We start from the raw sequence: 22,942 nt of genomic DNA on the forward strand, positions 1-22,942 counted from the left end.
CACAGCTGTCGGCCTGCTGTCGGTCCCACCCCAGTAACCTGGGGCGATGCTCAAGGAAGTCACCGCGACCCGCTACATCACGCCCCTGCGCGAGGGGGGCTCGCTGCCGGGGCTCGTCGAGGCCGACGACTTCGGGACGTACGTCATGAAGTTCACCGGCGCCGGCCAGGGCCGCAAGACACTGGTCGCCGAGGTGGTCTGCGGTGAACTCGCCCGCCGCCTCGGATTCCGGATGCCCCGGCTGGTCACGATCCGGCTGGACTCCGTGCTCGGCCTCGGCGAGCCCGAGCAGCAGGTGCAGGACCTGCTCAGGTCCAGCGGCGGCACCAACCTCGGCATGGACTTCCTCTCCGCGGCCCTCGGCTACGATCCGCTGGCCTTCCCGGTGAGCCCCGAGGAGGCCGGCCGGATCGTCTGGTTCGACGCACTGATCAACAACGTGGACCGGTCCTGGCGCAATCCGAACCTGCTGGTGCACCACGGCGAGCTCTGGCTCATCGACCACGGCGCGACGATGATCTGGCAGCACAACTGGCCCTCCGCCGAGGCCTCCGCGGCGCGCCCCTACGACGCCTCCGACCACGCCCTCGCCCGCTTCGCCCCGGACATCGCCGCCGCCGCGGCCGAGCTGGCACCCCGGGTCACCGACGAGCTGCTCGCCGAGGTCACCGCAGAGATCCCGGACGCCTGGCTGGCCGACGAGCCCGGTTTCGACACCCCGGACGACCTGCGCCGGGCCTACGCACGGCCGCTGCTCGCCCGGGCGGCCGTCGTCGCCGAGCGCATCACCGGCATCGAGGAGGGCAAGTGAGCGAGACCCACATCCACATGGCCGGCCATGTCACCGAGCGGCACATCACCCGGGCGGGTCAGGGCGGCGACCGGGACGTGTTCGAGTACGCGCTGCTGCGGGTCGTACCGCGGGTGGAGCGCGGGGAGTGCATCAACGCCGGCGTCGTCGTCTACAGCCGCGCGCGGGCCTACGTCGGCGCCCGTACCCACCTGGACGAGGCCCGGCTGCTCGCCCTGGACCCGGCGGCCGACGTGGCCGGGATCCGGGCCGCGCTCGGTGCGGTCGAGCGCCACTGCGCGGGCGGGGAGGAAGCCGGCCAGGCCGCCGGGGACGACGCCGGGCGCCGCTTCCGCTGGCTGATCGCGCCCCGCTCCACCGTCGTCCAGCCCGGCCCCGTGCACACCGGTCTGACCGCCGACCCGGCCGCCGAGACGGAGCGGTTGCTCGACCTCCTGGTGAGGTAATGGATCACACGCACCCGGTGTGCCGTTGACACCGGGTGCCAGGGCTTCTAGCGTCACGTGTGCTGAAGGTACTAAGCGGTCGCTCACCGCACCGGAACGGCTCCTCCCGGAGCCGGACAGGTTCTCTCAAGGGCGAGGAGAAGCAGCAATGTCCACCACTGAACAGCGGGTCGCGGTAGTCACCGGCGCGGCGCGCGGCATCGGCGCCGCCACCGCCGTACGACTGGCCGCCGAGGGTCGCGCGGTCGCCGTGATCGACCTCGACGAGGCCGCGTGCAAGGACACCGTCGAGAAGATCACCGCCGCGGGCGGCAAGGCGATCGCGGTCGGCGCCGACGTGTCCGACGAGGCGCAGGTCGAGGCGGCCGTCGCCCGGATCGTCGAGGAACTGGGCGCACCGACGATCCTCGTCAACAACGCGGGCGTCCTGCGTGACAACCTGCTGTTCAAGATGAGCGTCTCCGACTGGGACACCGTCATGAACGTCCACCTGCGCGGCTCGTTCCTGATGACCAAGGCCGTCCAGAAGCACATGGTCGACGCCGGCTTCGGCCGTGTCGTCAACCTGTCCTCCTCCTCGGCGCTCGGCAACCGCGGCCAGGCCAACTACTCCGCCGCCAAGGCCGGCCTGCAGGGCTTCACCAAGACCCTCGCCATCGAGCTGGGCAAGTTCGGCATCACCGCCAACGCCGTGGCCCCCGGTTTCATCGCCACCGAGATGACCAAGGCCACCGCCGACCGCGTCGGCATGGGCTTCGACGACTTCAAGAAGGCCGCCGCCACCCAGATCCCGGTGCAGCGCGTCGGCGAGCCCGAGGACATCGCCAACGCCATCGCCTTCTTCACCGGCGAGGCGGCCGGCTTCGTCTCCGGCCAGGTGCTGTACGTCGCCGGCGGACCGCTCAACTGAGGGAACAGGTACATGACTTCCGCTGAACTCCCCGAGCTTTCGGGCAAGGTCGCCCTCGTCACCGGCGCCAGCCGTGGCATCGGCTATGGCGTCGCCGAGGCGCTGGTCGCCCGCGGTGACCGGGTGTGCATCACCGGGCGCAACGAGGACGCCCTCAAGGAGGCCGTCGAGAAGCTCGGCCCGGACCGGGTCATCGGCGTCGCCGGCAAGGCGCACGACCTCGACCACCAGACCGAGGTCGTCGACCGCACCATGGAGGCCTTCGGCCGCCTCGACTTCCTGGTCAACAACGCGGGCACCAACCCGGTCTTCGGCCCGATCGCCAACCTCGACCTGGACGTCGCCCGCAAGGTCTTCGAGACCAACGTGATCTCCGCGCTCGGGTTCGCCCAGAAGACCTGGCACGCCTGGCAGAAGGAGAACGGCGGCGCGATCGTCAACATCGCGTCGATCGCGGGCCTCGCGCCCTCGCCGTTCATCGGTGCCTACGGCGTCAGCAAGGCCGCGATGATCAACCTGACCCAGCAGCTGGCGCACGAGTTCGCGCCGAAGGTGCGGGTCAACGCGATCGCCCCGGCCGTGGTCAAGACGAAGTTCGCACAGGCGCTGTACGAGAACCGCGAGGAGGAGGCGGCCGCCGCCTACCCGCTCGGCCGGCTCGGCGTGCCCTCCGACATCGGCGGGGCCGCCGCCTTCCTCACCTCCGGGCAGTCCGACTGGGTCACCGGTCAGACGCTCGTCGTGGACGGCGGCATGTTCCTCAACGCCGGCGTGCACTGAGCCACCTTCCGGGCGTCGATTTTCGGACAGATCGGCGCCCGGAACACGCCATGGAGTCCGCACAGCGAACTGACAACGTCGTCATGGCGAAATCGATCAAGAACCCGTGTTTCAGGGGTGGTTCCGGGACTCGAACGCTGCGGTATGGTCTGCCGACCCTTGGTATGGCAGATCGAGGAGCGTGCGCGTGTTCAACCGGAACCGATTCCTGCGGAGAGTCGCGGCGATCGCGTCCATATCCCTGGTGGCCGGCTGCGGTCTGCTGTCCGACGGCGATGGCGGCGGCAAGGGCCCGATCGTCGTGGGTACGACCAGCGCGCCCAGCACGCTGGATCCCGCCGGCGCCTACGACGGCTCCTGGGAGCTGTACCGCAACATCTTCCAGACGCTGCTCGCCTACCCCAACGGTGCCACCACCCCCCAGCCGGACGCCGCCCAGAGCTGCTCCTTCACCGACTCGTCGAGCCACACCTACCGCTGCACGCTGCGCGGGAACCTGAAGTTCGCCGACGGCGACGCGCTGAACGCCCAGGCCGTCAAGTACTCCATCGACCGCATCCGGACGATCAACTCCCCCAGCGGACCCGCCAGCCTGCTCGGCAGCCTCGACCGGGTGCAGGTGCTCGGCGACCACGAGGTCGTCTTCCACCTCAACAAGTCGGACGCCACCTTCCCGTTCGTGCTGGCCACCCCCGCCATGTCGATCGTCGACCCGAACGACTACCCCGCACGCTCCCTGCGCAAGGACGGCGAGGTCTACGGCTCCGGACCGTACAAGCTCCAGTCGTACGAGGAGGGCAAGCAGGCCGTCCTCGTCGGCAACGGGAACTACCAGGGCTTCGCCAAGCGGCAGAACGACGCGGTGACCATCCGCTACTTCCAGGACTCGGCCCCCATGGTCAAGGCGCTGCGGGACAAGCAGATCGACGTCACCTACCGCGGCCTCGCCGCCGACGACATCCTCGCCCTCCAGCAGCACGGCAACAGCGACCTCCAGCTGGTCGACGGCGTCGGCACCGACATCAGCTACCTGGTGTTCAACCCCAAGGACCCCTGGGCCAAGGAGCCGGCCGTCCGCAAGGCCGTGGCCCAGATCGTCGACCGCGGCGCCATCGCGCACAAGGTCTACAAGGACACGGTCGACCCGCTGTACTCCATGGTCCCCAAGGGCCTGACCGGACACACCACCGCCTTCTTCGACGACTTCGGGGACCCGAGCGTCCCCAAGGCCCGCAAGATCCTCTCCGACGCGGGCATCCACCAGCGGGTGCCGCTCACCCTCTGGTACACCACCGACCGGTACGGCTCCGAGACGGCGCTGATGTTCCAGGAGCTGAAGCGCCAGCTGGAGGACTCCGGGCTGTTCACGATCACGCTCAAGAGCCGCCCTTGGAAGACCTACGTGGTCGGCTACCAGAACGGCGAGTACCCGGTGTTCGGCCGTGGCTGGTTCCCGGACTTCCCCGACGCGGACAACTTCATCGCCCCGTTCGTCGGCGAGCACAACGCCCTCGGTACGCCCTACCCGTCCAAGGAGATCACCGGCACGCTGCTGCCCCACTCGCGCGCCGAGAGCGACCGCGCGCAGACGGTCAAGGACGTGGAGCAGGCCCAGCAGGTCATGGTGAACGACGCCCGGCTGATCCCGCTGTGGCAGGGCCGGCAGTACGTCGCCGCCAGTGAGGACGTCTCCGGCGGCGAGCAGGCCCTGGACCCGTCGACGATCATGATGATGTGGGCGCTGCACCGCAAGACCAGCTGGTGAATGCCCCTCGTGGCACCGGTTGTCAGTGGTCGCCTGTAGGTTCTGAAGCCGGCAAGTGACCACACATCGTGAGGACGTTGACGTGACCGACATCGCCATGCTGCCCGAGTCCTGGCGCGGGGTTCTGGGTGACGAGCTGCAGCAGCCCTACTTCAAGGAGCTGACCGAGTTCGTCGAGGAGGAGCGGGCGAAGGCTCCCGTCTATCCGCCGCGCGAGGAGGTCTTCGCCGCGCTGGACGCCACGCCGTACGAGAAGGTCAAGGTCCTCGTCCTCGGCCAGGACCCGTACCACGGCGAGGGCCAGGGGCACGGCCTGTGCTTCTCGGTCCGCCCGGGCGTGCGGACCCCGCCCTCGCTGCGCAACATCTACAAGGAGATGAAGGAGGAGCTCGGCCTGCCGATCCCGGACAACGGCTATCTGATGCCGTGGGCCGAGCAGGGCGTGCTGCTGCTCAACGCGGTGCTGACCGTCCGTGGCGGCGAGGCCAACTCGCACAAGGGCAAGGGCTGGGAGAAGTTCACGGACGCGGTGATCCGCGCGGTGGTCTCCCGCCCGGACCCGGCGGTGTTCGTGCTGTGGGGCAACTACGCGCAGAAGAAGCTGCCGCTGATCGACGAGAGCCGGCACGTGGTGGTCAAGGGCGCGCACCCCTCGCCGCTGTCCGCGAAGAAGTTCTTCGGCTCCCGCCCGTTCACCCGGATCAACGAGGCGATCGCCGCGCAGGGGCACGAGCCGATCGACTGGACCATCCCGAACCTGGGCTGACGACCGCACGGGGCGGGGCCGTCGCGGGCGCCCTGTGCGGTCGCCGGGCGGGGTGGGCGCGCGCTGCCGCGGTGCCCGCAAGGCGCCGGCACCGCAGCACCCACGACCTGCGGGACCGGCCGCGACGGCCCCGCGGCCGACCACGAGCCACCAGCTCAGCGGCGCCGCCTGCCCGGGAATGGCCGCCGCGCCGGTTAGCGTCGGGAGCGGACCATTCACGACGGCGCCCGGAGGGCACGGTGGCGGAGCGAGGGGATGAAGCGGCGCCGGACGCCGTGCTGACGCGGATCGGGCAGGTGGTCATGCTGCACCACGGCGGCGACCGCGAGGAGGCCCGCAGCCGCCTCCTGGACCTGTGGGCGGAGATCGGCGAGGCCGGGGACGCGCTGCACCGCTGCACCCTGGCCCACTACCTCGCGGACACCCAGGACGAGCCGGAGGCCGAACTCGCCTGGGATCTCAGGGCGTTGTCCGTGGCGGAGGAGCGGGGCGCTCCGCCGAGCCTGCGGGGGTTGTTCCCCTCGCTCCATCTCAATCTCGCCGCCGACTACGTGAAGCTGGGCCGGGAGGAGGCCGCCCGCAGTCATTTGCGCCGGGCGCGCGACGCCGCCGGCACTCTGGCCGACGACGGGTACGGCGACGGGGTGTGGGCGGCCATCGGGCGGCTGGAGTCGCGGCTGGGCGACTGACGCCTACCGGGGTGCCGCGCTGTGCCGTCGGGCCGCCGCGGCTCCGTCCCGGCTTCAGTGTCCGTACGTCTGTTCGCAGATCACCGCCTCCGGGCTGTCTCCCCGCCAACCGCCGTACTTCTTGCCGAGGGCGCACACGTCCGGTGCGTTGGGGGCCGCACTCGGCAGGTGGGGCAGGGGAGTGCGCGGCCGGTGGGGGCGCTCGTGGGGGCTGGGGGGAGCGGACGGGGCGGCCGGGGGGCGGTGTGCGACCCGGGGTGCCTCGCCGGGGTGCTGTCGGGCGGCCGGCAGCCGGTGCTCAGGGTGCCGGGACGGCCCCGTCATCTCCAGCGCCTCCTGGGCGGGTGCCTGCACCACCCGGGGCTCCGTGCTGCCGTCCGGCCGGGGCGCCGTCGGCAGCGAGGGTGACGTGTCCGGGGGCGGCCCGGGTGTCGCCGGGTGCTGTACGGTCACACACCCGGAGAGGGCCGAGACGGCCACGGTGACCAGGAGCGCTGCGGTGGTCGTCGTTCGATGCACCCGGGCAACTCTGCTGGTTCGGCGCCCGGGTTGGCACCAGGGAGCCGACGTTGATGCCCCCGCACGGGTGATCTCGTGCCCCGTACGGAGGGATCGCGGGTACCGCGGCTGACGTTCGCTCGCACGGCCGGACCACGCGGCCCGAGGCCGGCCCCGGTTCTCACCGGCCCAGCATCCCCGTGAGCAGTTCCCGCAGCCCTTTGCGGACCTCCTCCAGCCCCGGCACCTCGGCGCTGAACGAACCCGCCGCGCACGAGAACATCAGCCCGTCCGCCCAGGCGACCAGGGACAGCACATGCCGGGCCGGGTCGGGCGAGCCCACGGCGGTGAGCATTGTGGCCAGCTGCTCCTTGAAGACGGCGCCGGTCCGGTCGTAGAAGGCCCGCAGCTCGGGGCGGCGGGTGGCCTCCAGGGCGAGCTCGTAGCGGGCGATCAGCAGGTCGCGGCCCTGCGTCAGGGAGCGGTGCACGGCGAGGGCCAGCCCGTCGGCCAGGGCGTCGGGTCCGCCGCCCGGCTGCGGCATCTCCGCCACGTCCAGCACCCGGGCCTCGCGCTCGGCGTGCCGCCGTACCGCCAGCTCCAGCAGTGCCTGCCGGGTGCGCGCCACGTTCGAGGTCGAGCCGAGCGGCAGCCCGGCGGCCTCGTCCACGGCGCGGTGCGTCAGACCGCGCATCCCGCGCTCGGCGAGCAGGGCGAGGGCGGAGTCGGCGACGAGCTCGGCACGGGAAGCGCTGGGGGTGCTTACGGACATGAGGCGACCCTATCGGTGTCACTACGGCTGTAGTAGAGTCGCGCTCACTACAGGTGTAGTTTCATGGGGACCCAGGAGGAGTCATGGCCCGGTCGGCGCGTGCGATCGTCATCGGCGGCGGAATCGGAGGACTGGCCGCGGCGGCGGCCCTGCACCGCAGGGACTGGGACGTGACCGTGCTGGAGCGGGCCCGCTCCCTGGAGCCGGTCGGCGCGGCCATCTCCCTCGCCCCGAACGCCCTGCGATGCCCTGGACGTGCTCGGGATCGGCGACGAGATCCGCGACCTCGCCGCCTGGCAGGGCGACGGAGGCCTGCGCACCGCGGGCGGCCGCTGGCTGTCCCGGGCCGACGCCGAGGCGGCCGCCGCCCGCTTCGGCGGCCCGCTCGTGCTGCTGCCCCGCGCCACCCTGGTCGACCGCCTGGCCGCGCTGCTCCCGCCCGGTGCCGTGCGCACCGGGACCGCCGCGACCCTCGCCGACCCCGGCGACGGCCCCGGACCCGCGCGGGTGAGCACCGGCGACGACGAACTGGAGGCCGACCTGGTGACCGGCGCGGACGGCATCAACTCCCGCGTCCGCACAGCCCTGTTCCCGCGGCACCCCGGACCGGTGTACGCGGGGTTCACCACCTGGCGGGTGCTGATCCCGGTGCCCGGCGCGGAGTTCGCCTCGCACGAGACCTGGGGCCGGGGCCGCATCTGGGGCACGCAACCGCTCCAAGACGGCCGTGTGTACGCCTACGCGGCGGCCATGACACCCGCCGGCGGGCGGGCGCCGGACGACGAGAGGGCCGAACTCCTGCGCCTCTTCGGCGACTGGCACGATCCGATCCCCGCCGTGCTGGCCGCCGCCCGCCCCGAGGACGTGCTGCGGCACGACGTCCACCACATCGCCACACCCCTGCCCGCCCTCCACTCCGGCCGGGTCGCCCTGCTCGGCGACGCCGCCCACGCCATGCCGCCGACCCTCGGGCAGGGCGGCAACCAGGCCGTCGAGGACGCGATCGTCCTCGCCCACCACGCCCGTGACCTGGCCGCCTACACCGCCGCCCGCCTTCCGCGCACGACCGCGATCGCCCGCCGGGCCGTCAAGGCCGCCCGCCTCAACATGGCAGCGAACCCCGTCGCCGTCGCCGTACGCAACGGCGCCGTCGCGGCCCTGTCGAAGGCCGGGCCCGCGCTCTTCCTGCGCGGCTTCGACAGCATCGCCGACTGGCGTCCCCCTTATGCTGCCGAGGAGACACACGCGGGCAAGCGGGAGAAGGAGAGCACGTGAAGGTCGGCTGCATCGGACTCGGGGACATCGCGCAGAAGGCGTATCTGCCGGTGCTGGGCACGCAGCCGGGGATCGACCTCCATCTGCAGACCCGCACGCCCGCCACCCTCGACCGGGTCGCGGACAGCCTGCACCTGCCGGCCGGCCGGCGGCACACCACGCTGGACTCCCTGCTCGCGGAGGGCCTCGACGCGGCCTTCGTGCACGCGCCGACCGACGTCCACCCCGAGATCGTCACCCGGCTGCTCCAGGCGGGCGTACCGACCTACGTCGACAAGCCGCTCGCCTACCAACTCGCCGAGTCGGAGCGGCTGGTGGCCCTCGCCGAGGAACGCGCGGTGTCCCTCTTCGTCGGCTTCAACCGCCGGTACGCTCCCGGCTACGCGCTGTGCCTGGACCACCCGCGCGAGCTGATCCTCATGCAGAAGAACCGGGTCGGGCTGCCCGAGGAACCGCGCTCGATGATCCTGGACGACTTCGTCCACGTCGTCGACACCCTGCGCTTCCTCGCGCCCGGCCCGGTCGACGACGTCACCGTGCGCGCCCGCGTCGAGAACGGGCTGCTGCACCACGTGGTGCTCCAGCTCGGCGGGGACGGCTTCACCGCGCTCGGAGTGATGAACCGGCTCAGCGGCTCCACGGAGGAGATCCTGGAGGTCTCCGGACAGGACACCAAGCGTCAAGTGCTCAACCTCGCCGAGGTGATCGACCACAAGGGCCAGCCGACCGTGCGCCGGCGCGGCGACTGGGTGCCGGTGGCCCGGCAGCGCGGCATCGAGCAGGCGGTCCTCGCCTTCCTCGACGCCGTGCGCGCCGGCAAGGTGCTCAGCGCCCGGGACGCGCTGGCGACTCATGAGCTGTGCGAGCGGGTCGTACGAGCCGTTCTGGACCGCTCCGGCGCAGCCTGAGCGCCCGCACCCCCTCGGTCGCGCACAACGCGGCCAGCACCAGCAGGGCACCGTGCACCGGCCAGTCGCCGTAGCGGACGTACGGCGTGACGCCGTGCGCAAGCGGTACGTCGTACACCCGGGCGGCGCTCGCGTCGGTGCCGAGCCACGGCCCGAGCCGCTGCCCGCCCGGCCCGTACACGGCCGAGACGCCGGTCAGGGTCGCGTGCACCATCGGGCGGCCGGTCTCGGCGGCCCGCAGCGCGGCCAGCGAGGCGTGCTGCTCCGGCGCCCAGCTGCCCTGGAAGGTGGAGGTGGAGGACTGGCCGACCAGGACGTCGGTGCCGTCCTCCGCCAGATGCCGGCTCATGTCGGGAAACGCGGTCTCGAAGCAGATCAGCGGGCCGATCCGCAGCCCGTGCCCGACGTCCATCACGACCTGCTCGGTGCCGCGGCTGCGGTCCTCGCCCGCGGCCTTGCCGACCGAGGTGGCCCAGCCGAGGAGCGAGCGGGCGGGTATGTACTCGCCGAACGGCACCAGCCGCATCTTGTCGTACCGGTAGCCCGTCAGGCCGTCCGGGCCGACCAGCACCGAACTCTTGTAGATGCCGGGCCGGTCGGAGCGGCGGGCGTCCACGTTCACCAGCACCTCGGCACCGGTCGCGCGGGACAGCGCGGCGATCCGCCGGGTCAGGTCGGGCCGGTCGCCCAGATCGAAGCCGACGCTGGACTCGCCCCACACGACCAGGTCGACGTGCTGCCCGGCGAGCCGCCGCGTCAGTTGCTCCTCCCGCGCGAACCGCTGCTCGCCGCTGTCCCGCCCGTCCACGATCCCCGGCTGAACGACGGCGATCCGCACCCCTCCGTCGACCTGCGGGCGCGGCGCCCAGGCCCACGCGGCCGTGGTGGCCGCGGCCGTGGCGACCAGCGAGGCCACGGCCGGCACCCGCGACTCGCGCACCGACACCAGCACGGCCACCGCCACATTGACGGCCACCACCAGAAAGCTCAGCAGCCACACCCCGCCGACCGACGCCAGCCGCAGCGCCGGGGACACCTGCCACTGGCTGGCGCCCAGCATGCCCCACGGTCCCCCGAGTCCCTGCCAGGACCGCACCAGTTCCACCATCAGCCACGCCGACGGCAGCACCAGCAGCGCGGCGGCACCCCGGCCCGGCGTCGGCTGCTCACCGAGGTACCGGCGCACCAGCCAGCCCCAGGGCGCCCAGAGCGCGCCGAGCAGGACGGCGATCAGGAAGATGAACACGTGCAGGCTCGGCAGCAGCCAATGGTGCACGGCCACCAGGAAGCCGAAGCCGCCGCTCCAGCCGTCGTAGGCCGCGCGGCGCCCGGTCGGCGCCGCGCGGGCCAGCAGGATCCAGGGGACGAGGGCGACGTAGGCGAACCACCACAGCGCGGGGGTGGGGAATGCCAGTACGGGCAGGGCACCGGTGGCGGCGGCGACGGCCGAGCGGCGCCACGGGGAGGTGAGCCAGTGGTCGATCGTCCTCATGGGGCCCTCCCTACCCAGCGTTCACTTCCAGTGTGCGCGTCGGGGGCGATCTTTGGCAGGGGGCGTGGCGGCGGCGCGTGCGAGAGCCGTGGCGGTGACCGTCGTCCGCGTCTGCGGCTCCGTCCTGGCCGGTGCCGCCCGCTGCTTACGGAGTCGCGGCTGCCTTGGCAGGGAAGCTGCGCCACTTCTCCTCCACCACCACCCCTCGCAGGCGCCAGCCCTCCGGTGTGCGCAGCAGGGCGAAGCCGTACCGGCCGCCGCAGACCAGATCCGGCACCGTGGGGGTGCCGTCGGCCGCGAAGCGCATCGGGTTGAGGTAGTCGGCCCGCACCGAGGCCGTGTCACCGGTGTCGTGCTCCAGGAGGCCGAAGTGCACCCGCCGGTTGACGATCAGGTGCTGGCGCATGTCGAACAGCGCCAGGCTCTCGGCGAGCCATGCGGCGATCTGCCCGGCGTCGCCCTCGATGCCGCCGGCCGAGCGGTAGTCGGCCCGCCCGTCCGTCGTGAACAGCCTTCGGTACGCCGTCCAGTCGCCGTCGTCCACCGCCACCGCGTACCCGGTGATCAGCTCGTCCACGGCGAGCCGGTCCATTACGGTAGCCAGCTCAGTGCGCTGCGTCATCGGCACAGTGTTGGGCATGGCGGGTGCGGAGCCAAGAGGCGCGCCGCGACATTCGGTCGCGGCGGGATATTCGGTGGTGCGGGATGCGGGGCAGCGCCGAACTGTTCCCATGAACGATCAATCCATCGAGCCCGAGCCGAAGTTTCGCGTCCGGGCCCGGTACACGGACGCGACGGTCACCGTCTACCAGGCCTACCGTCCGCAGATAGGCCGCCGGGCGGCCCGCACCGGTCGCTTTCCGCCGTCCTGGAAACGGGACCGGATGACCTGGGTCATCAAGCCGCGCTCATAACCTCTTTCCCGGGCCGAGGAACGACACGAACCACCAGACGGCGCCCAGTTACAGCGAGCAGGCTCAGTGCGGTCCGCCAGCGCTTACTCACCAGCGTCACGCCCATGCGTGGTGAGAGAGCTCACGGTCAGCGGACAGCACCTTTACTTGCCTTTTGTGATCATGCGGTCGTGAAGGAGTGATCGACAGCTAGGGTCGAACATCTGAGCAGCTAACGGAGGGGGGAGCGTCAAGTCGTGGGTGACAGCGGCAAGATACTCGACATCAAGATCGCCGACCTCAAAGCGACAGCGCCCCATTTCGACCATGAGAGCGTTGCTCTTGCACATGCTCTGACCAAGTTGAAGGACGGGTTGGCGGCGGCCGGGTCGCCCTGGGGCGATGACGAGCCGGGCGAGAAGTTCCACAAGGTGTACGGCCCGCACGTCAAGCAGATCGAGCATGCCACCCAGATTCTGGTCGACGGTCTGGCCAGCATTCGTGAGGCCATGGTCGACATGGCGGACGGTCACATCGACAACGAAGAGCTGATCCGCAGCATGTTCAGCCGGCTCCACGTCGACCACGGCACCAAGGGCGACGGACGGTGAGCGTCGCGGACAAGGCCCGCAAGATCGTCCAGGACATGACCGGCATGTGGTGGCCGGCGGCCGACGAGGGCGGGTTGCGGCATGCAGCGAAGACGTGGCGGGACTTCGCCGATGACGTCGACGATGTCACCTCCGGTGCCAACAAGGCGGCCCGCTCCATCATCGAGCACAACAAGGGCGAGGCCATCTCCGCCTTCGATGACCCGTTCTGGCGTCGCTACTACTACGACAAACGCGGCTGGCTGAAGGACCTCGCCGACGCGGCGCGCGACATGGCCAAGTCGCTGGACTCGTACGCGGACTTCATCCACGGAGTGAAGAAGAAGCTGGAGCACGAGCTGGAGATAGCCGGTGCCACGCTCGTGGTCGGTGGGGTCCTCTCCGTCGTCACCTTCAGCCTCTCCGAGGATGCCGCCGTGGCTGTGGCGGCCGGGATCGCGGACGCTGCCGCCAGCCTCGGCGTGGCGGTGTCGGAGGAGATCGCGGCCATCGCCAGTACGACCTTGGCGACCGCGGCGTTCGCCGGCGTCGAATCAGTGGCCGTGAACCTCGCCGTGACCCAGCCCATGTCCATCGCGCTCGGCGAGCAGAAGGGCGGTCTCAACATCGACGAGGCCCACGACGCGGGCGTGGACGGTGCCATCATCGGCGGCCTCCTGGGAGGGGCCGGTGCGACTTACCGGGCTGCTCGCGCCGGAGGGCTCAGCAGCTTCTTCGACAGCATCGATGCCAACCTCGCTGGCCCCCGCATGGCCCTGGCAGGGATTCCGGGGGATCTCGCGGGAGTCCCTGGTGACCTCGCGGCCGGTGACCGCTATGCGATGAGGGTTGGTGACTCCGGAGCAGGAGGGACCGCGCCGGGGCGAGGGCCATGGCCTGTGGCCGACGGCGTTGAGGGGCCTGCGGCCGGCAAGGATTTGATGACCCCGAACGCTCGCCATACGGTCTCGGGCGCAGCGCACAGCGGCAAGAACATTCTCGAGGCGAACAGTGTCATCCTCCGCGGCTACGAGCAGCAGGTCAATCAGGACATCGCTGACATCGCTGCCGGTAGGGGCGCCTGGGATGATCAGACTTCCCGTTACGAGGTCAACGGGCGCACGTATGGAGTCGAGTCCACGGGCAGGGTGTTTCCCGACAGCGGCAGGGGCATCGCTAAGCTCGACCGGAACGAGTACGCCGCCCTGCAGCAGATCTCCAAGGCCAAGGGTGACATCAGTGCGGCACCGCAGTTGGCCCATGCCCCGCGTTTTGTAAACAACCCACAGGCCGTACAGAAGGCCCTGGACATCTACAACGGGACCTATCCGCCATGACGTACAACCTCCTCACTTTGAGGCCTCTCACTCTCGACACCGTCACGGCGGCGCTCGTGCAGTGCCTGCACGTGCAGGTGCAGGAAGTGGACGTCGCCGATGAGGACACCGACCAGGAGTTGCGGAACTGGGACGCTTTGGTGTTCTGCGAGATGGCGACTGTCCAGGGTGACGTGTCCACTTACCTGGACATTGACGTTCAGGAAGCGGTGCACCCGCAGCCCACCGAGCGTGAACTGGCCTCCGCTCTCGCCCGCACGGCAGCTACCGCGGTCCTCTTCCCTGCCGAGGAAATGCTGCCGAGCGCGTACTGGCTGGCCACGGAAGACGGGGTCGTCACACGAGCGCGGGTGTATGAGTCCGACGGCGAAGAGACCCACTACACGATCGACAGGGTTGAGTCTCCCGTCGGCCAGCTACCGCATGTCACGGTCGCCCGTATCCCCGAAGTGGTCGGCGAAGCGAAGATCGCCACCCCGCTCGGCGACGTCTTCGCAGCGCATCTGCAGCGCATGTACCCGGAGGAGGCCGGCACGCCGGGAGCGCCGCTGTGGCGGGCACGAAGCTCCTTGGGGGCCTGGGAGAAACTCGTCCGGCAGATGGATGCAGCTTGGGCACCCTCCGGCTGGTATCCGTCCGACCTCTACCGCCAGCGACTCGAAGCACGCGACAAGTTGGAGCAGGTACGCGGTCAACTCCCTGAGAATGTGGCTGCGCAACTGCAGAATGCGCTTGAGCCCCTGGACGCTCTGTTCGTGGAGCTGACAGTCGAGGACACCGGCGGTCTGCTCGACAAGGAGCTGGCCCGTACGGAGGGTGCGGCCTCGGACCGCGGCTGGTGGTGGAATCGCCGCCCTGACCCGCTGCCCTGGTGACAGGAGCCGACCTGTCCGAGCGTTCGCGTGTGCACGTTTGTCCCAGTCCGCGTGCATCTGCAACTTCTGGCGGCTCTTCCGGCGACCGTCCAAGCGGGCGTGGTAGAGCGGGGAACGTCACGCCCAGCGCGGACGGCTTACCGGACGAGTCACCCTCTTACGAGCACATTCCGCACATGTGGCCCGTCCGGTGGCCCTCCTCAGGCGTCCACCAGGCGATGCTCGGCATCGCCCATCCGCACAACCTCGCGCGCGGAGCACATGGTTCCCTCCCTGTTGTGCCCGCGGGTGTGGTGGGCTCCCTGATTGTGCGCATGTCCGTATGTACAGGGTCGACCTCGGCGAATCACGCTCTGCCGCATCAGCCTGAGGTCTGTGAGCACGACTTGACCTGGGTCACCAGGCCACGTTCACAGACCTCGTCCATGCTCCCAGCGGCCCGCTGGAGAAGGTCGGCTCAGTCAAACGCCACGACCAAGCGGACGCCGTCTTCACCGAAGCGGCCGGCCAGAGCCTTCATCACGGCGAAGACATGCGGCCAGTGCGTTTCAGGGCCCAGGACAGCGCCGACGGTCAGAGGTTCGTACGTGCACCTCACTTCGTCGGTGGTCCAATCCACGGGTTCCGTCGCGCCGAGCAGATTCTCGGGCGGCACGCCTACCGCGGCCAGAGTCTCCGGTGGCCAGGAAGCGGAAACGAGTTGTTGGTGCAGCGTCGACGGCAGCGATTTCGTGCGCCAGGTCAGCTGGCCGATGAACTGGTCAGGCACGGTCGCGAGATCCATTGAGGCGATCTCTTCCCAACTGACCCAGCTCGCGCTGTGCAGGCCGCCCGCCTCAACCCAGGTCCCCAACTGCGAACGCATTCCGCTCGACAGATCGACGGGCAGGCCGCGGTCTGGTGCGAGAGGTTGGAAGCCCGCGTAGTTGCGCACTCCGAAGAGGCAGCCGAAGGCCTCGTAGTCGGTCTGGTCGTACAGCGGCCAAAGATCCATGGCGGCTACCCACGGCTCCCCGTCGTAGTAGTCGGTGCCGACGCCGGGGTGACGAAACTCGATGCCGCCATGGATGTCTGTACTCACGAGGCGGCACCGTAACAGCGCCGGCATGTACAGGCACCCGAGTTTGCCGACAGGTCAGCAACCCTGGCGGGCCGTGTCTGTAGGGTAGTCCCAGAGCCATCAAGGGACGGATGGCCGCGCCGGCTCTCTTCAGGGTCAGGACCCTGTAAGGCCGCGGTGCCTCGAAGAGCCGTCCGACGGGCTCCCAGCCCGGTTCAGGCAGGAAGTGGCACAAGATGGTCGGCTGGTCGATCCCGCACTCGTGGAGTTCACCGACCCCGCGCGTCTCCCCGCATCCGTGGGTGCTGCGGCCCTCCCTGATTGGGATGCACCGCCTGGTGCTCGGACCTGCCCGGGTGCCGACCCGCCTTGGTCTACTACTTGGCTGTTGGAACTGCGTTGGGTGAAATCGCTGAAGTATGGATCATGGCTGCGTGACGAAGTGGACGAAGAACGAACCTCCGGTCGAGCAGCCAGGTCCTGAGTCGGAGCTTTCCCCCTACCAGCAGGCGATGCGGCAAAGACTCCTTGCGGCCCCAGTAGTACCGGTGCCCGAGCCCTGGCGGCGCATCGCGTACGCCCCGGTCGGCGGACTGCTCGGGATCGGCTTCGCCTCGCACCCCGGCACCGGCCAGGACTTGGTGATGGTCGTATCGACCGACGGTCATGGTCTCTTCGACGCCGTCACGGGAGAGAAGATCGCGCGGGATCGTGACGCGGACCCCGAGGACAGCAGCCCCGACGCGGACCCCGCTCTGCAGTGTCCTGGATTGGGACCGGTCGCCGGATGCAGGGTGCGCGTCACCGGGCTTTTCGGAGGAGGACTGCACACCACCAGCGGAGACGGTTGGAAGCTGGAGGTCGTTGCCCCGGCCTGGCCGAACGAACGTGTCCTGCTCTCTCGCGACGGCGGTTTGCCGCACTCCGGACCGCACGGGGAGCGCTGGTGGCACATCTTCCACTCCAACTACTCCGAGCTCCGTGCCGCTGGATTCTCGCCGTCCGGGCAGACTCTTGCCGTAGCGACGAGCAGCGATCTGTCCCTGTGGACTCGAGGCGCCAACCATGGTTTGTGAGCGCGGCTTGACGGGATCACCAAGGCGCGCTCATAGTCCCATCCGTGGCCGTAAGATCCTCTGCTGGTGGTGGACGCGGCTTGTGGGGGCGAACTTGGAGAGACCGGACGACCGCATCGCATCCGTCCTGCGCTTCGCTGTGGAACTCGTCGCCTGGGTGGCCACTCCCTGGGTCCTGTCCACATACTCATGGCTGCTTGCCGTCTTGGCGGTGGTGGTACTGATCGGCCTCCCGACCGTCTTCTCCACTCCGGGAGACAAGGCACAGGTGATCATCCCTGTCTCGGGTATGGTCACGATCCTGCTTGTGCTGCTCCAGCTCGCTGCTGCCGCGATCGCCGCATGGTTGGCATGGCCCATCTATGCGGCAGTCCTCGTGTCTCTCCTCGTGGCCGCCACCCTTGTCACGGAACGTCAACGCTGGCAGTGGCTACTCTCCACGGACCGGCACACCGGCTGAGCCGCGGAGGGGTGGCATCGGAGTGCTTTCGCTCCCCGGGTAGACCCGCCACTTTCCTGCCTCGCCCTATCCTTCGGTGAAGTAGGTGTACGGCGCCACCGAGACTCCTTCGGAGACCGCACGTTCGTCGTCCTCGCCCGCCTCCGGGTCGAGGTCACGCGCCCACAACGAGTGCATGGACCACACGGAGAAGCCGGCGTGGAAGTCGTGGCCGATGTCTGAGGGCGTGCTCGAGTGCCCCAGGGCGTGGAGGTCTGCGACGACGTCATCCAGAAAGCGATAGGTCAGCTGAACCCCGTCGTAGTGCGCTTCGGTATCGCCGCCTTCGCCGCTGTAGCCGATCTCCACGAGTTCGACCGTCTCGTCAGCCGCGTAGGTGATCACCAGCGTGGGTGAGGTGGGGTAGACGGCGCGCTGTCCGCCTGGGCCGTGATACGGAGACCCGACGCGCTCCTCGACCTGTGAGCGCGGATCGCCGATTCTGACGAGAGCCACGCCTTGTCCTGGAATGATCTCCATGTTGACCATCCTGCCAGCCAGGACAACCACTCGGGAGTCCGCGGAGAGATCAGAACGCCGCCGCTCCGTCCGGCATGTGACCCGTGGGTGATGCCGGCGGTTGTGCCCCGGCTTGCCGGTCAGGGACGCAGGTGGGCCAGGAGTTCTGCACTGGCGGGGTATCCCTGCTCCTGGGGGAGCAGTCGGGTGGCTGAGTCCAGTTCGCCGTCCCTGACGAGTGCGTGGATCTTGTTGGCGAGCGGGGTCACGTCGCTGATGGACACGATCCACTCGTCCGCGTAACGCGACGATGCCTGACCCGAGAGCCCCAGTTGCAGCGAGCGGTGTGGCAGGGGACGCAGGTGCAGATCGCGTTCGGGGTCCCACTGGGCACGGGCCGGTGCGCGCTTGAGGTCACGCTGCCAGGTGTCGCGATCGGGATGCAGTCCGCGAACGTAACTCGACAGGCAGGCATGGCGCAGCGCCCAGTCGAAGCCGTCGCGAGTGATCTCGACGGCGAGGACGGTCTCCTGATCCTCCTTCATGCCCCAGCCGGAGCGGTACATCATCCACATGAAACTGGGTTTGATCCACGTCATGCGGCCACGCTTCCACGCGGCGGGAAAACGGCCGTCTCGGATGGCGGGCAGTCCGATCTCAGGGGAGTACGCCTGGTAGACGGTAATCGTGGATGCCGTGTGGAGCGCGCGGATCCTGCGGAGCGGTTCTTCCATGGCGTACAGCGTGGGCTCGGTCAGCTCAGGTGACCACCGGTTTTCGACCCGTTGCTCGATCCAACGGAGCACGCCGGGCCGCAGGCGGCAGGTAGTTGCCCGTGCGAGCCAAGGAGCGTCCGGGACATGGTGCGACATCCCGGCCATGCCGCACACGAGGCGCGGACGTCAGAAAGCCGACGATCGCGGAGTCCTTGCTGCGACCCCCTTCGTTGCCACGTCCACGTGCAGCCAAATCGCATCTGACTGCCGATGGGCGTCACACACCCGGTCCGGCAAAGGGTCTATGGGCGAGGCTTGACATGGATCAAGCCCTCCTTCCTGTGGATGATGTACCGCTGCGGCTGGGGCACCAAGGAGGGCCAGGAGACCGTCCTCGCCATCGAGATCGAACGCGCCGGCTTCGAGTGGGCCCTGCGCAACGCGTGTCTGTCGCACTACGCCCCGGACCTGCACGAGGACCAGACGTCCTGGAAACGGCAGTTGCGTCGGTCCCCGGCCCGTGTGCAGTGGGACCCCGAGCGCGATCTGCACCACCGGCCGCTGGCCCAGCGGTCGTCGCAGCTCGGCCTCTCCGGGGAGGCGGCGGCCCGGTACGCAGACGAGTGGATCGTGGGGATCGAGGACGTGTCCCCGCTGGCCACCGAGGTCCACGGGCTGGTGCGGGCCGGTGAACTGGAGCGGGCGACCGGGCTGTTGCCCGTGGAGCGGCCGTATCCGGTGGCGGACGGGGCGCTCACGCACCTGCTTGCCTAGGCCGACGGCACCAGGCTGGCGGCACCAGGCCGCCGGCCGCGTCAGGCCGCCTCGATGATCTCGTCGCGGATCGCCTCGGCCCACTCGACCACCAACAGCTCGTACTCCGTGCGCTCCTGGGCCGACAGGGTGCCGCCCGCACGCAGCCACAGGGCCCGGATCTGCTCGTTCACCTCGGCGGCAGACCGTGCGAAACCAGAGGGCAGGGAATCGGGGGACATGCCGACAGCCTAGGGGTAAGCACTGACACTGCGCTACCGCACGGCTACACAGAACGTATGGAGTTGGTCACCGCCTACGGCGGCCGCGTCCTCGGCCGACCCGTGAGCGGCCGCGCAGGGCCACCGGGCCGGTCCGGCTAGGGCGCGCGAGATGTCCGAAGCGGCGGTGGTGGAACGGGGGCAGGGGCGGATCGCGGAAAACGGGGTCGGCGGGCCCGGGTCGTCGACGGTGTTGACCGATGCCGGTGACGGCCTTACGTTGCAGCGCGGCGAGAAAGCGCTTGCCGTGCCATTGGTCCGCGCCCCTCGTACCGGAGGAGTGCTGAACACGCCCATGGCCCGCTCCACGTCACCCTTCACCGGCCGGCGCATCCGAGCCGCGGTCATCGGCACCGGCGCCATCGGGCGGGGCTCCCATCTGCCCGCGCTGATGGGCGCGCAGGCGCCGTGGCTCGCGTACTGCGGCGAGCACGACGGCACCGACGGCCACGTCACCCTCGTCTTCGCGCACGCCCCCGAGAACGACCACGCGGGCACGGGTGGAACCCACCCCGCCCACTGGTTCGTCCGCAACGAGCCCTTCGCCGCCGTCGCCCCCTCCTGGTCCTTCTTCGAGGAACTGGAACTCGCTCCCGGCGACACGCTCCGCCGCCGCTACCGGGTCGTCGTGACGGACGGCGCCTGGCAGCGGGCGGACGTCGCAAGGTACCTGGAGGCGCACGCCTGGTGAGTGCCGAGGAGTTCACCGGGCTGCCGGGCGGGGTCGCCGTGTCCCGGCTGTGCGTGTACGACTGGCCCGCCGCCGACGGCGCCCGGGGCGGGACTCCCCATGGGCACCTGGCCTGTTCGGAGGCGTACGTCGTCACCGGCGGCCGGGGCGCGGTGCAGACGCTGACCGCGTCGGGACACCAGGTCACGCCGCTCGCGCCCGGCACCGTCGCCTGGTTCACGCCGGGTACCGTCCACCGCCCGGTCAACGGGGGCGATCTGCGCATCACCGTCCTCATGCAGAACAGCGGGCTGCCCGAGGCCGGGGACGCGGTGCTCACGCTGCCGCCCGAGTACCTGGCCGACCCGGAGACGTACGCCGCCGCGACCACGATCCCGGCCGACGCGCCGGAGGCCGAGCGGGAGCGGTTCGCTCGCGCTCGGCGGGACCTGGCGCTGGAGGGCTACCGGGCCCTGCGGGCCGCTCGCGGGCCGGAGGCGCTGGCCGCATTCCACCGGGCCGCCGCCGCGCTGGTACGGCCCCGCATCGCCGAGTGGAGGGAGCGGTGGCGGCAGGGCGCGCTCGCGGCGGCCGAGGCCACCCGCCGGCATCTGGACCGGCTGGCGGAGGGGGACGCGGCGCACCTCGCCGAGGCCGTCGTACGGGCGGAGCGGCCCTTGGAGGAGGGGCGGTTCGGGATGTGCGGGCGGCTGGATGTGTACGGTACGCCGCTGCGAGTGCCGCGGTAGGCCGTCGGCGGCTGCGGCTCGGTTGCGGCTGGTCGCCCAGGTCCTCGCGCCCCTTTCGGGGCGATCACGCCGCCGTCGGCCCCGTGATCGTCCATCCCGGCGCCTGCGGGTGAGCCGTGAGGTCCTCGTGCCGCACCTCTCCGCCGCAGGCGCGGCAGGTCACGACCGGAACCAGTTCGTTGCCACAGCCGTGCTCGACGGCCATGGGCAGGTCGGCGCCCTTTCGGATGTGCCGGTCGCCCCACTCCTTGAGCGTCATCAGGACCGGCTCCAGCTCCAGGCCGGCCTGTGTGGCCCGGTACTCGAAGCGCTGGGGGCGCTCGCTGTAGACGCGCTTGGTGAGGATCCCGGCGTCCACGAGCCGGCGCAGCCGGGTGGCCAGGATGTCGCGCGGAGCGCCGATGTTGCGGACGAGCTGGTCGAAGCGGCCGTTGCCCAGGATCACCTCGCGGAGGACGAGCAGGGAGTACTTCTCGCCGACGAGCGCGAGGGCGTCGGCGATGGAGCAGGGGCGCGGGTCTTTGCTGGCGGCCATGGAAGCCAGTCTAGAGGAGGGTTTGATTTTCCAACCCATCGAGCTATGGTGAGTTCGGATTTCCTACTCACCAGTAGCTGCCGTAGCCCGCCGCCCGGCCCGCTGCGGACAGCCAGGCGGCCAAGGAGGCCCCGCCATGCGCGACGCAGTGATCGTCGAAGCCGTACGCACCCCGATCGGCAAGGGCAAGCCGAACGGCTCCCTCGCCCACGTCCACCCCGTTCAGCTGCTCGCCCACACCCTGCGCACCCTGGTCGAGCGCTCCGGCGTCGACCCCGCCCTGGTCGACGACGTCATCGGTGGCACCGTCGACCAGGTCGGCGAGCAGGCCATGAACACCACCCGCTACGCCGTCCTCTCCGCGGGCTTCCCCGAGACCGTCCCGGCGACCACGGTGGACCGGCAGTGCGGCTCCTCCCAGCAGGCCGTGCACTTCGCCGCCCAGGGCGTCATGTCCGGCGCGTACGACCTCGTGATCGCCTGCGGTGTGGAGTCGATGAGCCGGGTGCCCATGTGGTCCAACGTGCCCGCGGACAAGGACCCGTTCGGGCCCGGCGTCGCCGAGCGCTACCCCGAGGGCCTGGTCCCGCAGGGCATCAGCGCGGAACTGATCAGCGCCAAGTGGTCCCTCACGCGTGCCCAGATGGACGAGTTCGCCGTCGCCTCCCACCGGAAGGCCGCCGCCGCGTGGCAGGCCGGCCTCTTCGACGCCGAGGTCGCGCCGCTGGACGGCGTCGCCCGCGACGAGTGCGTACGGCCCGGCAGCACACTGGAGATCCTCGCCGGCCTCAAGCCCGCCTACTACGACCCCGGCTTCGCCGAGCGCTTCCCGCAGATCGAGTGGAACGTCACCGCGGGCAACGCGAGCCCCGTCAACGACGGCGCCTCCGCCGTCCTGATCACCTCCGGCGAGACCGCGGCCCGCCTCGGCCTGCGCCCGCTCGCCCGCCTGCACAGCTTCGCGGTCACCGGCTCCGACCCGCTGCTGATGCTCACCGGTGTCGTCCCGGCCACCGAGAAGGTGCTCCGCAAAGCGGGCCTGAGCATGGCCGACATCGACCTCTTCGAGGTCAACGAGGCCTTCTCCAGCGTGGTGCTGGCCTGGCAGCAGGAGACCGGCGCCGACCCGGCCAAGGTCAACGTGCACGGCGGCGCCATCGCCCTCGGCCACCCGCTCGGCGCCAGCGGCACCCGGCTGACCACCACCCTGGTCCACGCGATGCGGGAGCGCGGCGCTCGCTTCGGCCTGCAGACCATGTGCGAGGCGGGCGGACTGGCCAACGCCATGGTGCTGGAGGCCGTCGAGCGGGTGTGAGTCCCGCGCTGTGCCGTCGGGC

Annotated in this window: 27 protein-coding genes and 2 pseudogenes; 20 read left to right on the forward strand and 9 right to left on the reverse strand. The window is 70.3% G+C overall.

What is annotated here, in order from left to right; all coding sequences use genetic code 11:
• Positions 1-46 precede the first annotated feature (46 nt).
• From AB0D93_RS22775 to AB0D93_RS22805, 7 genes are all read left to right on the forward strand, one after another.
• Positions 47-811 (forward strand): HipA family kinase, encoded by a 765-nt coding sequence (locus AB0D93_RS22775; RefSeq protein WP_362122025.1) that lies wholly within the window; start codon positions 47-49, stop codon positions 809-811.
• Positions 808-1,257, forward strand: coding sequence for a DUF3037 domain-containing protein (locus AB0D93_RS22780; protein ID WP_362122027.1), 450 nt, complete (start codon positions 808-810; stop codon positions 1,255-1,257). Before AB0D93_RS22775 ends, AB0D93_RS22780 begins: the two co-directional genes overlap by 4 nt.
• Before the next feature lie 148 nt (positions 1,258-1,405).
• The gene (fabG, locus tag AB0D93_RS22785; RefSeq protein WP_362122029.1) at positions 1,406-2,167 is read left to right on the forward strand and encodes a 3-oxoacyl-ACP reductase FabG; all 762 of its coding nucleotides are present in this window, start codon (positions 1,406-1,408) and stop codon (positions 2,165-2,167) included.
• Between the two features lie 12 nt (positions 2,168-2,179).
• Positions 2,180-2,947, forward strand: a complete 768-nt coding sequence (locus AB0D93_RS22790; RefSeq protein WP_362122031.1) for an SDR family oxidoreductase — start codon at positions 2,180-2,182, stop codon at positions 2,945-2,947.
• Between the two features lie 187 nt (positions 2,948-3,134).
• Positions 3,135-4,712: an ABC transporter substrate-binding protein gene (locus AB0D93_RS22795; protein WP_362122033.1), complete on the forward strand. Its 1,578-nt coding sequence runs from the start codon at positions 3,135-3,137 to the stop codon at positions 4,710-4,712.
• Positions 4,713-4,794: 82 nt separating this feature from the next.
• Complete coding sequence (locus AB0D93_RS22800) at positions 4,795-5,478, forward strand: uracil-DNA glycosylase (protein WP_362122035.1); 684 nt, start codon at positions 4,795-4,797, stop codon at positions 5,476-5,478.
• Between the two features lie 239 nt (positions 5,479-5,717).
• Positions 5,718-6,167: a hypothetical protein gene (locus AB0D93_RS22805; RefSeq protein WP_362122037.1), complete on the forward strand. Its 450-nt coding sequence runs from the start codon at positions 5,718-5,720 to the stop codon at positions 6,165-6,167.
• Positions 6,168-6,221: 54 nt separating this feature from the next.
• Here the strand turns inward: AB0D93_RS22805 and AB0D93_RS22810 are convergent, their stop codons facing one another.
• Both AB0D93_RS22810 and AB0D93_RS22815 read right to left on the reverse strand, forming a co-directional pair.
• Positions 6,222-6,686 carry a hypothetical protein gene (locus tag AB0D93_RS22810; protein WP_362122039.1) on the reverse strand — a complete coding sequence of 155 codons (465 nt, stop codon included), beginning with the start codon at positions 6,684-6,686 and terminating at the stop codon, positions 6,222-6,224.
• Positions 6,687-6,846: 160 nt separating this feature from the next.
• Positions 6,847-7,437, reverse strand: coding sequence for a TetR/AcrR family transcriptional regulator (locus AB0D93_RS22815; RefSeq protein ID WP_362122041.1), 591 nt, complete (start codon positions 7,435-7,437; stop codon positions 6,847-6,849).
• An 83-nt stretch (positions 7,438-7,520) separates the two neighbouring features.
• On the opposite strand from AB0D93_RS22815, the pseudogene AB0D93_RS22820 reads away from it, so the two are divergent.
• Together AB0D93_RS22820 and AB0D93_RS22825 are read left to right on the forward strand one after the other, a co-directional pair.
• Positions 7,521-8,712: pseudogene (locus AB0D93_RS22820) on the forward strand (FAD-dependent monooxygenase).
• Positions 8,709-9,620 (forward strand): Gfo/Idh/MocA family oxidoreductase, encoded by a 912-nt coding sequence (locus tag AB0D93_RS22825; protein WP_362122043.1) that lies wholly within the window; start codon positions 8,709-8,711, stop codon positions 9,618-9,620. Before AB0D93_RS22820 ends, AB0D93_RS22825 begins: the two are co-directional and overlap by 4 nt.
• On the opposite strand, the gene lnt is transcribed toward AB0D93_RS22825, so the two are convergent.
• Positions 9,538-11,112 carry an apolipoprotein N-acyltransferase gene (gene lnt / locus AB0D93_RS22830; RefSeq protein WP_362122045.1) on the reverse strand — a complete coding sequence of 525 codons (1,575 nt, stop codon included), beginning with the start codon at positions 11,110-11,112 and terminating at the stop codon, positions 9,538-9,540. The two genes, AB0D93_RS22825 and lnt, sit on opposite strands and share 83 nt — an antisense overlap.
• A 145-nt stretch (positions 11,113-11,257) precedes the next feature.
• Positions 11,258-11,734 (reverse strand): nuclear transport factor 2 family protein, encoded by a 477-nt coding sequence (locus AB0D93_RS22835; protein WP_362122047.1) that lies wholly within the window; start codon positions 11,732-11,734, stop codon positions 11,258-11,260.
• Between the two features lie 109 nt (positions 11,735-11,843).
• Here AB0D93_RS22835 and AB0D93_RS22840 point away from each other — a divergent pair, with 109 nt between their 5' ends.
• The 4 genes from AB0D93_RS22840 to AB0D93_RS22855 all read left to right on the forward strand — a co-directional run bounded on the left by AB0D93_RS22840 (position 11,844) and on the right by AB0D93_RS22855 (position 14,807).
• Positions 11,844-12,026, forward strand: a complete 183-nt coding sequence (locus tag AB0D93_RS22840; protein WP_362122049.1) for a DUF4291 family protein — start codon at positions 11,844-11,846, stop codon at positions 12,024-12,026.
• A 236-nt stretch (positions 12,027-12,262) separates the two neighbouring features.
• On the forward strand, positions 12,263-12,616 hold the full coding sequence (locus AB0D93_RS22845) for a hypothetical protein (RefSeq protein ID WP_362122051.1): 354 nt from the start codon (positions 12,263-12,265) through the stop codon (positions 12,614-12,616).
• On the forward strand, positions 12,613-13,932 hold the full coding sequence (locus tag AB0D93_RS22850) for a hypothetical protein (protein ID WP_362122053.1): 1,320 nt from the start codon (positions 12,613-12,615) through the stop codon (positions 13,930-13,932). The genes AB0D93_RS22845 and AB0D93_RS22850 overlap by 4 nt, the downstream gene beginning before the upstream one ends.
• Positions 13,929-14,807 (forward strand): hypothetical protein, encoded by an 879-nt coding sequence (locus AB0D93_RS22855; protein WP_362122055.1) that lies wholly within the window; start codon positions 13,929-13,931, stop codon positions 14,805-14,807. Before AB0D93_RS22850 ends, AB0D93_RS22855 begins: the two co-directional genes overlap by 4 nt.
• Positions 14,808-15,264: 457 nt before the next feature.
• Here AB0D93_RS22855 and AB0D93_RS22860 read toward each other — a convergent pair whose 3' ends face one another.
• Positions 15,265-15,888: a hypothetical protein gene (locus tag AB0D93_RS22860; RefSeq protein WP_362122057.1), complete on the reverse strand. Its 624-nt coding sequence runs from the start codon at positions 15,886-15,888 to the stop codon at positions 15,265-15,267.
• Positions 15,889-16,301: 413 nt separating this feature from the next.
• Between AB0D93_RS22860 and AB0D93_RS22865 the strand changes: the two genes are divergently transcribed.
• Positions 16,302-16,943 carry a hypothetical protein gene (locus AB0D93_RS22865; RefSeq protein WP_362122059.1) on the forward strand — a complete coding sequence of 214 codons (642 nt, stop codon included), beginning with the start codon at positions 16,302-16,304 and terminating at the stop codon, positions 16,941-16,943.
• A gap of 94 nt (positions 16,944-17,037) precedes the next feature.
• The gene (locus AB0D93_RS22870) at positions 17,038-17,403 is read left to right on the forward strand and encodes a hypothetical protein (RefSeq protein WP_362122061.1); all 366 of its coding nucleotides are present in this window, start codon (positions 17,038-17,040) and stop codon (positions 17,401-17,403) included.
• 66 nt (positions 17,404-17,469) lie between these two features.
• Here AB0D93_RS22870 and AB0D93_RS22875 read toward each other — a convergent pair whose 3' ends face one another.
• Together AB0D93_RS22875 and AB0D93_RS22880 are read right to left on the reverse strand one after the other, a co-directional pair.
• The gene (locus AB0D93_RS22875) at positions 17,470-17,922 is read right to left on the reverse strand and encodes a hypothetical protein (protein WP_362122063.1); all 453 of its coding nucleotides are present in this window, start codon (positions 17,920-17,922) and stop codon (positions 17,470-17,472) included.
• Positions 17,923-18,041: 119 nt separating this feature from the next.
• Positions 18,042-18,635, reverse strand: a complete 594-nt coding sequence (locus tag AB0D93_RS22880; protein WP_362122065.1) for a DUF4291 domain-containing protein — start codon at positions 18,633-18,635, stop codon at positions 18,042-18,044.
• Between the two features lie 252 nt (positions 18,636-18,887).
• On the opposite strand from AB0D93_RS22880, the gene AB0D93_RS22885 reads away from it, so the two are divergent.
• The gene (locus AB0D93_RS22885; RefSeq protein WP_362122067.1) at positions 18,888-19,391 is read left to right on the forward strand and encodes a DUF4291 domain-containing protein; all 504 of its coding nucleotides are present in this window, start codon (positions 18,888-18,890) and stop codon (positions 19,389-19,391) included.
• Positions 19,392-19,432: 41 nt separating this feature from the next.
• Here the strand turns inward: AB0D93_RS22885 and AB0D93_RS22890 are convergent, their stop codons facing one another.
• The gene (locus tag AB0D93_RS22890) at positions 19,433-19,612 is read right to left on the reverse strand and encodes a hypothetical protein (protein ID WP_362122069.1); all 180 of its coding nucleotides are present in this window, start codon (positions 19,610-19,612) and stop codon (positions 19,433-19,435) included.
• A gap of 421 nt (positions 19,613-20,033) precedes the next feature.
• On the opposite strand from AB0D93_RS22890, the pseudogene AB0D93_RS22895 reads away from it, so the two are divergent.
• From AB0D93_RS22895 to AB0D93_RS22905, 3 genes and pseudogenes are all read left to right on the forward strand, one after another.
• A pseudogene (locus AB0D93_RS22895) lies at positions 20,034-20,342 on the forward strand (DUF6807 family protein); the annotation flags it as partial.
• Complete coding sequence (locus AB0D93_RS22900) at positions 20,343-20,507, forward strand: MYXO-CTERM sorting domain-containing protein (RefSeq protein ID WP_362122071.1); 165 nt, start codon at positions 20,343-20,345, stop codon at positions 20,505-20,507. It abuts the pseudogene before it with no gap.
• Positions 20,450-21,070 (forward strand): cupin, encoded by a 621-nt coding sequence (locus AB0D93_RS22905; RefSeq protein WP_362122345.1) that lies wholly within the window; start codon positions 20,450-20,452, stop codon positions 21,068-21,070. The genes AB0D93_RS22900 and AB0D93_RS22905 overlap by 58 nt, the downstream gene beginning before the upstream one ends.
• Positions 21,071-21,134: 64 nt before the next feature.
• Here AB0D93_RS22905 and AB0D93_RS22910 read toward each other — a convergent pair whose 3' ends face one another.
• The gene (locus AB0D93_RS22910; RefSeq protein WP_362122073.1) at positions 21,135-21,605 is read right to left on the reverse strand and encodes a helix-turn-helix domain-containing protein; all 471 of its coding nucleotides are present in this window, start codon (positions 21,603-21,605) and stop codon (positions 21,135-21,137) included.
• Between the two features lie 136 nt (positions 21,606-21,741).
• Between AB0D93_RS22910 and AB0D93_RS22915 the strand changes: the two genes are divergently transcribed.
• On the forward strand, positions 21,742-22,920 hold the full coding sequence (locus AB0D93_RS22915; protein ID WP_362122075.1) for a thiolase family protein: 1,179 nt from the start codon (positions 21,742-21,744) through the stop codon (positions 22,918-22,920).
• Positions 22,921-22,942: the final 22 nt, after the last annotated feature.

It is taken from the genome of Streptomyces sp. NPDC048191 (assembly GCF_040652655.1).
Taxonomy (GTDB): Bacteria; Actinomycetota; Actinomycetes; order Streptomycetales; family Streptomycetaceae; genus Streptomyces.